The 13292-nt window shown below is 71.9% G+C and carries 10 protein-coding genes; 4 read left to right on the top strand and 6 right to left on the bottom strand.

The features are described from left to right. Positions 1–32 precede the first annotated feature (32 nt). Positions 33–1082, bottom strand: coding sequence for an LLM class F420-dependent oxidoreductase (locus GWK61_RS32085; RefSeq protein WP_194915437.1), 1050 nt, complete (start codon positions 1080–1082; stop codon positions 33–35). A gap of 179 nt (positions 1083–1261) precedes the next feature. On the opposite strand from GWK61_RS32085, the gene GWK61_RS32080 reads away from it, so the two are divergent. Together GWK61_RS32080 and GWK61_RS32075 are read left to right on the top strand one after the other, a co-directional pair. Then, positions 1262–2272, top strand: coding sequence for an aldo/keto reductase (locus GWK61_RS32080; RefSeq protein WP_194915436.1), 1011 nt, complete (start codon positions 1262–1264; stop codon positions 2270–2272). A gap of 52 nt (positions 2273–2324) precedes the next feature. Beyond that, positions 2325–4196 carry a helix-hairpin-helix domain-containing protein gene (locus GWK61_RS32075; RefSeq protein ID WP_194915435.1) on the top strand — a complete coding sequence of 624 codons (1872 nt, stop codon included), beginning with the start codon at positions 2325–2327 and terminating at the stop codon, positions 4194–4196. 261 nt (positions 4197–4457) lie between these two features. Here GWK61_RS32075 and GWK61_RS32070 read toward each other — a convergent pair whose 3' ends face one another. The 4 genes from GWK61_RS32070 to GWK61_RS32055 all read right to left on the bottom strand — a co-directional run bounded on the left by GWK61_RS32070 (position 4458) and on the right by GWK61_RS32055 (position 10333). Continuing rightward, on the bottom strand, positions 4458–5300 hold the full coding sequence (locus GWK61_RS32070) for an SGNH/GDSL hydrolase family protein (protein WP_323747847.1): 843 nt from the start codon (positions 5298–5300) through the stop codon (positions 4458–4460). A gap of 147 nt (positions 5301–5447) precedes the next feature. Further along, entirely contained in the window at positions 5448–7481 is a 2034-nt protein-coding gene (murJ, locus tag GWK61_RS32065; protein ID WP_194915434.1) for a murein biosynthesis integral membrane protein MurJ, read from the bottom strand. 91 nt (positions 7482–7572) lie between these two features. Next, positions 7573–9474 (bottom strand): serine/threonine-protein kinase, encoded by a 1902-nt coding sequence (locus GWK61_RS57130; RefSeq protein ID WP_228563277.1) that lies wholly within the window; start codon positions 9472–9474, stop codon positions 7573–7575. A gap of 196 nt (positions 9475–9670) precedes the next feature. Continuing rightward, positions 9671–10333, bottom strand: coding sequence for a hypothetical protein (locus GWK61_RS32055; RefSeq protein ID WP_194915433.1), 663 nt, complete (start codon positions 10331–10333; stop codon positions 9671–9673). 165 nt (positions 10334–10498) lie between these two features. Between GWK61_RS32055 and GWK61_RS32050 the strand changes: the two genes are divergently transcribed. Both GWK61_RS32050 and GWK61_RS32045 read left to right on the top strand, forming a co-directional pair. Further along, a complete protein-coding gene (locus GWK61_RS32050; protein WP_194915432.1) occupies positions 10499–11350 on the top strand; it encodes an alpha/beta fold hydrolase in 852 nt (283 codons plus the stop codon). Positions 11351–11440: 90 nt separating this feature from the next. Further along, a complete protein-coding gene (locus GWK61_RS32045) occupies positions 11441–12412 on the top strand; it encodes a hypothetical protein (protein ID WP_194915431.1) in 972 nt (323 codons plus the stop codon). A gap of 33 nt (positions 12413–12445) precedes the next feature. Here the strand turns inward: GWK61_RS32045 and GWK61_RS32040 are convergent. Beyond that, on the bottom strand, positions 12446–13292 hold an 847-nt coding region (locus GWK61_RS32040; protein WP_228563276.1), incomplete at its 5' end, for a (Fe-S)-binding protein.

Below are 13292 nucleotides of genomic sequence, written 5' to 3'. Positions count from 1 at the left end.
GCCCCGTGATCTCTGGATCCCAGCTCTCGGTATTAACCGATACCGGCCTCCTCCGCCGCCTCCACCGCCGTCCGCACGATCCCGATCCGCGTCTCCAGGTCGCCGAAGGCCGCCGCCACGCTCAGCGTCGTCACCCCGGCCTCCTTGTACGCCACCATCCGGTCGGCGATGCGCTCCTTCGGGCCGATCAGGCTTGTGCGGTCGATGAACTCGAACGGGACCGCCGCGGCGGCGCCGGCGTAGTCCTTGGCCAGGTACTTCTGCTGGACCTCGTCGGCTTCCTTCTCGTAGCCCATGCGGCAGGCCAGCTGGTTGTAGAAGTTCTGTTCCTTGCTGCCCATGCCGCCGATGTACAGGGCCGCGTACCAGCGGACGAGGTCCGCGCACAGTTGGACGTCGTCGCCGATGACCGTGGGGACGGTCGGGGCGATGTCGAAGCCCTCCAGCCCGGTCTTGCCGGCCTTGGCGCGGCCGGCCCTGATGTGCTCCAGGTGCTCGCCGGCGTGCTCGGGGCTGAAGAAGACCGGGAGCCAGCCGTCGCCGATCTCGCCGGTCAGCTCCAGGTTCTTCGGGCCGATCGCGGCCAGGTAGACCGGGATGGTCTCGCGGACCGGGTGGACGGTGAGCTTCACCGGCTTGCCGGGGCCGCCGGGCAGGGGCAGCGTGTAGTGCTTGCCGTCGTAGGTGAGGCGTTCGCGGGTCAGGGCCTTGCGGACGATGGCCACGTACTCGCGGGTGCGGCCCAGGGGCGCGGCGAAGGGGACGCCGTGCCAGCCCTCGGAGACCTGCGGGCCGGACACGCCCAGGCCCAGGCGGAAGCGGCCGTTCGACAGGGTGTCCAGGGTGGCGGCGGTCATCGCGGTCATGGCCGGGGTGCGGGCCGGGATCTGGAAGACCGCGGCGCCCACATCCATGTTCTCGGTGTGGGCGGCGATCCAGGTCAGGACGGTCGCGGCGTCGCTGCCGTAGGCCTCGGCGGCCCAGCACACCGCGTACCCCAGCCGGTCCGCCTCCTTGGCCACCTGCAGGCTCTCGGCGTCGTTGCCCGCGCCCCAGTAGCCCATGTTCACGCCGAGCTTCATCGCCCACTCCTGTCCGCTGGACCACCCGCCGGTGGCCTGATTGAAGCCAGATTCACTCAGATTCGCCCCGGCACGCGCGATCGCGGCGCCGTCGCCGGTGATATTACTCGCCAGTAGGAAGCTGCGCGATGGTGACGCCGCCCACGCGGTGTCCCCGGCAACCGATAGCGTCACCTGTCATGGAGCAGCGACACCTGGGGCGGACGGGCCTGCGTGTGTCCCGGCTGGGGCTGGGCACGATGACCTGGGGGCGGGATACCGACGAGCACGAGGCCGCCGACCAGCTCAAGACCTTCCTGGACGCCGGCGGCACACTGATCGACACCGCCGACGTCTACGGGGACGGCGACGCCGAGTACATCGTCGGCCGCATGGTCGAGGGCATCAGGTCCGACGTGGTGATCGCCACCAAGGCGGTGAGCGTCCCGTTCGGCCCGCGCCGCTTCGACGCCTCCCGCCACCACCTCCTGAACGCCCTGGACGGCTCGCTCAAGCGCCTGGGCACCGACTACGTCGACCTGTGGCAGCTGCACGCCTACGACGCCGCCACCCCGCTGGAGGAGACGCTGGCCGCGCTGGACGCCGCGGTGACCTCCGGCAAGGCCCGCTACGTCGGCGTGTGCAACTACACCGGCTGGCAGCTGGCGCGCGCCGCGACCTGGCAGTCCGCCGACTTCAGCCGGGCGCCGATCGCCTCGGCGCAGATGGAGTACTCGCTGCTGCAACGCGGTATCGAGCGCGAGGTGCAGCCGGCCGCGGTGGACCTGGGCATCGGACTGCTCCCCTGGTCGCCGCTGGGCCGCGGGGTGCTCACCGGCAAGTACCGCGTCGGGGTGCCGGCCGACTCCCGGGCCGCCTCGGCGATGTTCGCGCCGTTCGTCGAGCCCTACCTGGACGGCCCCGCCGACGGCATCGTGGACGCGGTGATCATCGCCTCCGACGGCCTCGGCGTGGCGCCGCTGGAGGTGGCGCTGGCCTGGGTGCGCGACCGGCCCGGCGTCACCGCCCCGATCATCGGCCCGCGCACCGTGGCGCAGCTGCGCGGCTGCCTGAGCGCCGAGCAGCTCACCCTGCCCCGCGAGATCAGCGAGGCGCTCGACGACGTCTCCGAACCCGACATCGGGTACCCGGAGCACACCTGGCAGCCGGCCCGCCCGCGGCTGGTCGGCCAGCACCCGCACCATCAGTGACAGGCACCACCGCAGAGCACTAGCGCAGATACGGATGGAACGAGAAGTGACGATGACCGAACCGGACGCACCGTCCCTGGACCAGCTCCTGGCCTCCGCCGGGGCGCCGGGCGACCTGGCCCCGCGGGTGGCCGCGACGCTCGGCGAGCAGGCCGCGGCCCGGCTGGCCGCCGACCCGTGGCTGATCCTGTCGGTGCCCGGCGTGCGCCCCGAGGCCGCCGACGGCTTCGCGCGCAGCGTGCTCGGCGGGACGGCGGGCCCGCAGGACCCGCGGCGGGCGCGGGCGGTGCTGGCCTGGCTGCTGGACCGCGCGGCCCTGGACGGGCACACCGCGCAGCCGGCCGACGTGCTGTGCTCGGCGCTGGGCACGCTCGGCTTCGGCGACCCGGCCGGGGCGCTGCAGGCGGCGCTGGAGGAGGGCGACATGCTCGCGTTCTCCAACGCGGTCGAGGAGGAGGACGAGGAAGGCGGCGGCGCCGGCCCCGCCGAGGAGCCCGGCGGCGCCTCCGGTCTGATGATCAGCCGGGAGCGCTACGCGTTCGCCGAGGAGGGCGTCGGCGAGGCGATCCAGCGGCTGCTGGCCACGCCCGAACCGCTCGGCGAGGACTGGGAGCGGCTGGACATCTCCGGCGACCGCATCCACGGCGAGCTGCGCGACAGCGTCGGGGCCTACGGCCTGACGCTGGTCGCGACCGCGCCGGGGATCGCGAAGACGGCGCAGATCGCAGGGTTCGCCGAGGCTGCCGCGGCGGCCGGGGTGCCGGTGGCGATAATCGGTGGGAACGCGGCCAGCGCGCGGACGCTGAACCGCGAGCTCGGCGGGACCGAGCTGACGGTGCTGTCGGTGCGGGAGTACCTGGCCTCGCTCGGGCGCGGGGAGGCGGAGGCGGCGAACGCGAACACCGAGACGGTGCCCGGTCCGCGGGGCGGCGCCGCGGGTGCGGGTGCTGCTGGTGCTGGTGCTGGTGCTGGTGCAGAGTCCTCGCACGCCGACAGCCCCGCCGCGGCGGCCGACGAGCCCGGCCGGACCGGCGACACGGATGCCGAAGCAGCGGAGACCACGAGCTCTGACACCGCCGAGCCGACGGCCGAGTCTGATGCCAGCGCGAATGCTGCGACCGGTGCTGATGCTGATGCCGCTCCAGGTGCCGCCGCCGAACCCCCCGCCGTCGAGTTCGCCGACCCGCAGCCCGGCCTGGTCGTCGTCTCCGCGGCCCACCAGATCGACGCCGAGGACCTGGCCGCCCTGCTCGACGCGGTCCCGGAGGGCATGCGCGTGCTGCTGGCCGGCGACCCCGCCGAGCCCGGCCCGGCCGGCCCCGGCCAGCCGTTCCGCGACCTGATCGAGACCCGCTCGGAAGCGCTCCTGGCGTACACCGCCGACGGCCGCGTCCCCCGCGTGCGCGCCGCCGACTCCGAGCCGCATCCCCTCACCGACCTGCGCTTCTCGCTGCGTGAAGGCGAGCTGCCGCCGCCGGAGAACGACCCGGAGAAGCGGCTGGTGATCGTGCCGGTCCGCGACGCCTCGGAGGCCGTGGCGCGCGCCGTGCAGCTGGCCGCCGACTCGATCCCGCGCACCTTCGGCATGACCCCGGACGACATCCAGGTGGTGACCATCCGTGCCACCGGCGACGCCGGCGCCGAGACCGTCACCCGGGCGCTGCGCGAGCGGCTGGGCACCGAGCAGGTCAGGGCCCTGACCGCGCGCGAGGCGATGGGCGGCACGTGGCCGGCGGCCGTGGTGGTGCTGGACGGCCCGTCCTCCGGCAGCCTGACCCGGGCCCTGGTCTACGGCCTGTGCGGGCTGGCCGAGCGGCACCTGTCGATCGTGCACGGCGCGGGCTCGGCGCTGCCGCAGGCCGTGGCGAACGTCCCGGACCGGCCGCGGCACACCCGGCTGCCGGCCGTGCTGCGGGAGCTGTAGGGACACTGCCAGACCCGCGACTCCCCACCGCCACCGCCACCGCCACCGCGGCGGCCAGGTCGACGCTGCCGGGCAAGCTGGCAAACACCTTCTCCCCGCGCTCCCCGACGACTCCTTTTCAGAGCTACGAAAAAACCTGGGCGTGTCGTTCCCGCGGGTCACTCGGATGGCGCAGGCACCTGCAATAGCACCGACAAAACAAACCGCGCCGACCCCTGGGGGCCGGCGCGGTTTTACGTGCGTCCGGCTTTTCGTGCGTCCTCAGCCGGTGACGGAGTCCATCGCCGGCAGGTAGCCGCCGGACTGGCCGTCGGCCGTCGGGTGGTAGGACTCGGTGACGTCGCTGATGTTCACCGAGTGCAGCCACTCGTTGAAGAAGTCGCACAGCTCGTGGCCGGAGAAGTTGCTCTTCACGTCGGCGTAGGAGTCGCCGGCGTTCTGCGCCGCGGTCTGGATGACGCTGTCGAGCGTGTCGGCGGCGTTGTTCAGCGCGGTCCGGTCCGTGGTGGACAGGCCGGGGCAGATCCAGGAGTTGCCCAGGTCGTAGAGCTCGGGGTAGCCCATCACGACGACCTGCGCGTTGGGCGCGGCGTTGGCGATCGCGGAGAAGGTGTTCGCCAGCTTGCCCGGCAGCGTCGACCTGGCCGCCGCGGTGGCGGTGTTGATGGCGCTCAGGCAGGCGCTGTCGGACTTCAGGACGCAGGTCTGCATCACCGAGGAGAAGCCGACGTCGTTGCCGCCGATGGTGATCGACACCAGGTTGGTCGACGAGCTCAGCGCCGAGATCTGGCTGTTCAGCACGTCGGTGGTGGTGGCGCCGGAGCAGGCCACCGAGGTGTAGCTGTCCGGGCTGTGGGCGTCGGCCCACAGCTGCGAGTACGCGAGCGTGCTGCGCAGGCAGTTGCCCGAGGACGAGATGTAGGAACCGGAACCGACGCCGGAGGAGTAGGAGTCACCGAGCGCGACGTAGTTCACGCCGCCGGCGGCCGCGGCGTTGGTCGCCAGGACGGTGCTGAAGGCGGTCGTCACCGCGGCCAGGACGAGCAGCGTCCGCTTGAGCACGGGGCGTCGCGTCCGCGTCCGCTTGTGGGGACGAGGGAGCACAGGAAACCTCCATGTGGGGGTGGATGGGGGTGCGCTGCCGAAGAGAATGGCACCCCATCAGGACCCTGTGAAGGCCAAGTTACCAACGAGTTTTGACGAGCGGGTAACTTCTTGGTTGGCAGGTCAGGACGTTTCGGCTTATTCACCTCATCCCAACCTGGGAATCAACCCCGTGATCCGGGACCGCACCCGCCGCGTCAACTGCTCCACCTCCGCCACGCGCAGCGCCTTGGCCGCCAAAACGTAGACAACGACCAGAGCCGTCCCCCCGGCCGCGGCGGCCAGCAGCGAGCCGGGGCGCGCGGTCCCGACGAGCGCCCCCACGTCCTGCGCCACCGCGTAGGCGAGCGCCCCGGCCACGGTCGCGGCCAGCAGCAGCCGGCGGTAGACCCGTGACACGCCCTTGCCGGGCGCCGCCGAGGCTGCCGAGGCCGCCGTCGAGAATCCGGCCGACCCGACCGACCCCACCGACCCCACCGACCCGACCGACACGGCCAGCCGCAGCCGCAGCCGCAGCCGCCGCACCGACCAGGCCAGCCCGATCGCCGAGGACAGCCCGGAACCGGCGGCCATCACCACCACCGGCCAGCGCGTGCCGCCCAGGGCCTCGGTCGCGCCGATGGCGATCGCGGCGTTCACCGCTCCGGTGATCAGCCCGATGGTGAAGGGGGTCCGGGTGTCACCGAAGGCGTAGAACCCTCGCAGGATCACGTACTGCGCGGAGAACGGGATCAGGCCGAAGCCGAACGCGGCGAGCATGTGGCCGATGTCGTGGGCCTGTAGCACGCTGGTCTGGCCGTAGCCGAACAGCACCACGGCGAACTGCGGTCCCAGCGCCAGGAACGCGAAGGCGCACGGCACGATCGCCGCCGCCGAGACGCGCAGTCCGAGCGAGAGGTCGCGGCGGACCGCGGCCGGGTCGTCGTCGGCGGCCGCGCGGCTCATCCGCGGCAGCAGCATCGTCAGCAGGGACACGGTGATGACCGACTGCGGCAGGATCCATATCTGCTGGGCTTTGGAGTAGGCGGCGTAGCCGACCGCGCGGTGTATGAAGGCCGGGTTCTGATCCACACCGGTGGCCAGGCGCATCACCAGGATATTGACCGCCTGCCCGACCAGCATGTAGGCCAGCGTCCACTTCGCGGGGGCGGCGGCCTGCCCCAGTCCCGCACCGCGCCAGTCGAAGCGAGGCCGGTACCGCACGCCGGATCCGGCCAGGAACAGCACCACGACGGCCGCCTGCACGACGACCCCGACGGTCGTCCCGACGCCGATGAACATGCTCTGCGAAGCGCTCAGCGTAAGCCTGCCGTCGGCACCGGTCTTCGCCCCGCCGCCGACCACGATGAACCCGGCGAACACCGCGACCACCACGACGTTGTTCAGCACCGGCGCCCACGCGGTCGGCCCGAACCGGCCCCGCGCCCCGAGCACCTGGCCGACGACCGCGAAGACGCCGTAGAAGAAGATCTGCGGCATGCAGTAGCGCGCGAACGACACGGCCAGCTCTTGGTGCGCGGCGTCCAGCGCGCCGGCCGAGGCCGCGACGATCCACGGCGCCGCGACGGTGGCCACCGCAGTGACCGCGAGCAGCGCGCAGAACACCAGCGTCAGCAGCCGGTTGACGTAGGCCGCGCCGCCGTCGGGGTCGCGCCGCATCGCCGCGACGAGCTGCGGCATGAAGACCGCGTTCAGGGCGCCGCCGATGATCAGGAAGTAGATCATGTTCGGCAGCGTGTTGCCGACGGTGAAGGTGGTCGCCAGCGCCCCGGACCCCAGCGCCGCGGCCTGCAGGAGCTGAGCGAGCATGCCGCCGACGCGCGAGACGACGGTCGCGGTGGCCATCGCGGCCGTGGAGCGCGCGCCGCTGGCGGTTTTGGCTGTGGGCTTGGCTTTGGTACGTCGGGGTAAAGCGGCCGCGCCCTCGGATTCTTCGGCGGACGGCCACCAAAGGTCCTCCGGCAGAAGAGCCGAGGCACCCGCACTCCCCGTGCCCCGCACCGCCGGACCCTGCACCGGCCCCCGCCGCAACGGCATCAGCTCGGTGAGCCGGTCCGAATCGGTGACGACACGCAGCATCCCGGTGTCCCAGTCCCCCGGGACCGCCGGGACTTCGTACCGTCCCGCGTTGACGGCTGCGGCATGCGCGTAACGGCGTGGGTCTGCGTCGGGCTCGCTCACTCTTCCCCCTGTCAGGGTCTTGAGTGAGCCAAGCTACCAACGGATCGTGGTGAAGGAGACGGCGCACAACCAGGCGGGAGCGCTCAAGGAGCTACTCCTGCGGATACCGCTGAATGACCTTCCCCTTCAGATCCGCGCTGAGATACCCGCTCCGGTAGTCGTCGCCGACGTAGACCTTCATGCTCAGAGTGTGGTCGATGATGTCCGAATCCACGATCACGTAGTGGTACTTCGGGTTCTTCACGTTCAGCGAGCTGTCGGCGTCCTTGAGCAGCGCGGGCAGCGCGTCCCAGTTCACCGTCGTCGGGTCCAGGGCCGGCTCGCCCTGGTCCAGGGTGCTGCCGGTCATCGAGAAGGAGGCGTGGCCGTTGTTGAAGGAGTACGTGTCGTAGACGCCGGAGTCGTTCTTCTTGACCACGTCGAAGCTCGCGTGGTCGTCGTAGACGGTCATCGAGACCACGCGGTTGCCGCCGCTGACCGCGAAGATCTTGCCGATCACCGCGCGCACGCCGGCCGGGGTCAGCAGGTGCTTCGTCGCGTCCGCGGAGCCGCTGTCCGCCGAGCCCTGCGACGTGGTCTGTGCGGAGGTCGGGCCTGAGGTCTGCGCTGAGGAACCGTTGGCCTGCACGTTCGGGAACGACGGCATCGAGAACGTCGTGCCGTTGTTCGCCGGCTGGTTGCCGGCCTGCTGGTTGGCGTGGCTCTCGGCGCGCGTCGTGGCCCAGACCGAGAAGCCCATCACTCCCAGGACGGCGACCGTGGAGATGGTCGACAGCCGGAACGCCCTCGAGCGGTACTTCGCCGCCGCCTCGGCGCTCATGCCGTCGGGGTAGGAGGAGCCGTTCCCGTAGGGGTTGATCGGCGGGCGGCCGGGCGGGCCGCCCGGGATCTGGTCGGTGATCGGGACCTGGCCGGTGCCGCCGATCTGCCGCGTCTGCGGCCACGCGTCGTAGTCCGCAGAGCCCGGATAGCCCGCAGACCCCGGATAACCCGCGGACCCGGGATAGCCCGGAGACCCCGCATACCCCGGCGCCGGAGTATTCCCGGTGCCGTGCATGCCGCCCGGCATCCCACCCTGCATACCCCCGTACATCCCGGCGCTGCCCGGCATCCGCGGCCCCGGAATCGGCGCCTGGAAGGCCGTCACGTTCTGCCCGGCCTCGACCTGCGCCAGCATCGCGTCCAGCTGCTCGGCCGACGGCCGCCGCGACGGGTCGGGCACCAGCAGCGCGGTCAGCACCGGGGCCATCACGCCGCTGCGGAACGGCGGCGGGACGTAGCCCTCGGAGACCGCGGCGATGGTCGCGATCGTCGTCTCGCGGCTGAGCGGGTTGCGGCCCTCCAGGCCGACGTACAGCATCAGCCCCAGCGACCACAGGTCCGAGGACGGGTTGCCCTCCATGCCGTGCACGCGCTCGGGCGCCATGTACTCCGGCGAGCCGATCAGCATCCCGGTCGCGGTGAGCCCCGGCGAGGCCTCCAGCGCGGCGATGCCGAAGTCGGTGAGCACCGGCGTGCCGTTCTCGCGCAGCAGCACGTTGGCCGGCTTCACGTCCCGGTGCTGGATCCCGGCGGCGTGCGCGGCCCGCAGCGCGCCCAGCACGCCCCGGCCGATGAGCAGCGCCTCGGGCACCGTCAGCAGCCGCTCGTCCAGCAGCGAGTCCAGCGACCCGCCGGTCACCAGCTCCATCACCAGCCAGGGGTGCGCCAGCTCGTGGGAGTCGACGATGTGGAAGATCGTGACCACGTTCGGGTGCTGCAACCGCGCCAGCGCCTGCGCCTCCCGCAGCACGCGCTCGCGCACCACGCGCTGCTCGGCCGGATCGCTGCCGTGCACCGACGCGTCCGGCGTGCGCACCTCCTTCAACGCCACCTCGCGCTGAAGCATCAGGTCGCGTGCCCGCCACACCAACCCCATACCGCCGCCGCCGAGCCGCTGCAGCAGCTCGAAACGCCCGTCGATCACGTATCCGCCCTGGTCCCCTCCGGTCATGTGCGGAAGTCTAGGGTTTGGGGCGGACAGTCCTTGTGGGTCTAAACATCGTCACCAAAACGAGATATACCGCCGCCAGTCCGCGAATTCGGGATGTATGCGAGCATGCGAACAGCCGGCCTCCCAGCGGCGCTTCAGGTATTCATAGCCTGACGCGCCCACAGGTTCGAGGCCGGCTGTTCGCACAGGGACCGTGCTAGACGACCTCGATCCCGTCGATCTCGTCCTCCGACCCGTCCTCGGCGAACGTGTCGAAGTACTCGTCGTCCTCCTCCTCGTCGCCGATCACGTCGAAGCGGCAGACGATCCGCTCCGGGTCGGCGTCGGAGAACGGGTCCTCGAACCACTGCTCGTCGGCGACCGCCTCCGGATCGGTGGCCAGGACCCAGGTCGTGCCGTCGCCCGGGAGCAGGCCGAGCTCGTCGGAGCGGTTGTGGATCTCGTCGGGGTCGAACACGTCGAACAGCGCCGCCAGCGAGCCCGCGACCGTGCTGATGTCCACCTCCGGGTCGACCGCGCCGTCGGCCAGCCCGCGGGCCGCGCCGAGCAGCCGCCCCGGGTGCTCGATCTGGTAGTCGCGGCGGATCAGCACACTGATCGCCTCCGGGTTGTCCGGGTCCGCGGCCACCTCGGCGTACTGGCTCGGGATCTCGAACGGCGTGACCTCGTTGTACGTGTCGTACAGCGAGTCGTCGTAGGACTCGGCGGCGGCGGCCATGGCCAGGAAGGCCGTGCGTACGGCCGGGTCGCTCTCGTCCGACCGGCCTTCCACCGCGGCCAGGTGGGCGTCGATCGCGGCTTTGAGGGCGTCGGCGGCCGAGCGGACGTCGGCGGCGGTGGGGGCGGTCGGTTCAGACATGAGGTAGACGGTATCCGGTCTTGGCCGTGTCGGCTCGCAATACCCGCGTGCGCGCTGGCAAGAAGGCATGCACTTGTCAGCCCCATGGACGACACGGCGACGGCTCGGTAGCGTCGCTGCAGGCGAGGCGGTCGCCCGGCCGCCGGTAAAGCACAGGGGGCGCACATGCGCGCGTACCACGTCACCATCGGCGCATACGAGTTCGCGGCCACCGAGGAAGGCCCGCAGACCGGCCCCCCGGTGGTGCTGCTGCACGGCTTCCCGCAGACCTCGGCCAGCTGGCAGGCGGCCAGTCGGCTGCTGGCCGCCGAAGGACTGCGCACCATCGCCCTGGACCAACGCGGCTACTCCCCCGGCGCGCGCCCGACCGAGGTCTCCGAGTACCACGTGGACCGGCTCGTCGAGGACGTCGTCGGCCTGCTGGACGCCCTGCACCTGCCCAGCGCGCACCTGGTCGGGCACGACTGGGGCGCGATCGTCGCCTGGCACGCCGCGGTGGCGCATCCGGGCCGTTTCAGGACGTTGACCGCCGTCTCGGTGCCGCACCTGCGCGGCTTCTACGAGGTGCTGGCCGCCGACAGCCCCGAAGGCGAGGAGCAGCGGCAGCGCTCGGCGTACGTGCAGCTGTTCCGCATGGAGGAAAAGGCGGAGGACGTGCTGCTGGCCAACAGCGCCCGCTCGCTGCACGACCTGTTCTCCCCGCTGCCGGAATCGGCGGTCCTGCCGCACTACGCGGCCCTGAGCCAGCGGCCGACGCTGACCGCCGCGCTGAACTGGTACCGCGCGATCGACGCCAAGGAGTCGGCGGCGCTGGCGAGCGTGGAGATCCCGACGACGTTCGTGTGGTCCACCGAGGACGTCGCGATCGGCCGCGCCGTCGCCGAGGGCTGCGCGCAGGACGTCTCGGGCCCGTACCGCTTCCTGGAACTGGAGGGCGTCAGCCACTGGATTCCGGACCAGGCGCCGGTGGAGCTGGCGCGCGCTGTGGTCGAGCGTGTTCGTTCTGTGGAGAACTGAGAGCAAACGCCGCGCAAAGCGTGAATCCGGTCACAAAACCCGTGCTTTGATTCGAGAATCGGTGGTACGGCTTGGAAAACTGATGAGCGTATGACTACGCCGACGAATGAGAACCGAGACACCGACCGCACCGAAGCCACAGACAGCACCGCCCCCGAGGGGCGGCACAGACTCGACCTGTCGGTCACGAAGATCGCGGCCAGCGCCTGCGCCGCCGCCCTGGCCGCCGCGGTGGGTTCGCAACTCGGCGTGGCCGGCACGATCGTCGGCGCCGCGGTCGCCAGCGCGGTCGCGACGGCGGCCGGCGCGGTGATCGGGCACTCGTTGGAGCGCGGGAAGACCGCGGCCCGCAAGGCGAGAATCTATGAGCCAGCGGCATTGATGCGGGTCGACGAGACGCTGCTGGTGCGGCCGTTGACGGATCGGGCGGTCGCCGACCACGGGCTGGACGAGACGGTCGTGCTCGATCGCCGCCTGACGCACGCCGCGACCAACCCGAACGCGCAGACCGTCCCGCTGCCGAGGATCACCGCCGACGACGCGCCGCGCACGTGGAAGGACCGCCTCCCGGGCCGCAAGCCGCTGATCGCGGCGGCGGTGGCGAGCTTCCTGATCGGCACCGGCGCGGTCACGGCGCTGGAGGTCGCGCGCAAGGGCGAGTTCCCCGGCTACCACAGCAACGTGTTCACCAACGGCCCCGGCCAGAGCGGCGGCTCGCACAACCAGCCAGCGCCGGAGAACTCTGGCGGGAACGGCTCGCACGAGGGCACGACGCCTTCGCAGAAGCCGGACTCGTCGTCGCCGAGTTCGTCGGGATCCGGCAGCCAGACGCCGAGCACGACGCCTTCGACGCCGTCCACCTCCGGCTCGACGCCGAGCGTCCCGAGCACGCCTTCGACGACCTCGTCGACCGGCCCCACGGGGCCCTCGACCGCGCCGACCACGCCGCCGACCAGCAACCCGAACCCGACGACGGCACCGAGCAGCTCGGGCGCCTCGACGCCGAGCCAGTCGGCGACAGGGCTGGGGAAGGCCACGCCGAGCGGCGGGCCGACGGGCTGAGGCGCTCCCTAGTAGGGAGTTAGGCGCCTTGCGTCACGCGTCCGGAGTCGGCAACCCGGCGGCCAGAACCTCCGCGACGTGCCACACCCGGCGCTCGGCCACGGCCTGCTCGACCTGGGTCCGGCAGCTGAATCCGTCGGCGATGAGCAGCGTGTCGGCCGAGGCCGCGCGGATCGCCGGCAGCAGGTTCAGCTCGGCGACCGCCATCGACACGTCGTAGTGACCGTCGGTGACTCCGAAGTCCCCGGCCAGGCCACAGCAGCCGGACACCACGCGTGCGTCCACCCCGGCGCGCGCCAGCAGGTCCACCTCCGCCTCGCCGGTGGCGCCGCCCGCGTACTGGTGGCAGTGGATCTGGATCAGGGCCTTGTGTCCGCTCCACGGCGAGGCCGGCGGACGCCAGTCCGGCGCGTGCGCCGCCAGGAACTGCGCCGGCCCGGTCACCAACTCCGCGGCGCGCGCCGCCAACGGATGCGACGGCAGCAGCTCGGTCAGCTCCTCCCGCAACGCCGCGGCGCAGCTCGGCTCGGGCACGATGATCGGCAGCCCGGCCTCCACGGCAGGCCCCATCGCCTCCAGCGTCCGCGCCACCACCCGCCGCGCCACACCGAGCTGCCCGGTCGAGATCCACGTCAGGCCGCAGCACCCAGTGCGCGGCGGCAGTAGGACGCGGAAGCCCGCCGAGCGCAGGACGGCGATCAGCGCCTCGCCGACCGCCGGAGTGAAGTTCTCGGTGAACGTGTCGGCCCAGAGCACGACCGTCGGCGTGCCGGAGAGCTCCCACAACGCGGATGCCGACCAGGTGCCCGGCCCGGCATCAACCGGCGCACCCGCAGGCTGCCCCGCGACATCCAGCCCCGGCCCACCACCGGGCTTGAAC

Origin of the sequence: Catenulispora rubra (assembly GCF_015356825.1) — a bacterium.
Lineage (GTDB): Bacteria > Actinomycetota > Actinomycetes > Streptomycetales > Catenulisporaceae > Catenulispora > Catenulispora rubra.
This window is presented reverse-complemented; position numbering and strand designations above follow the sequence as displayed.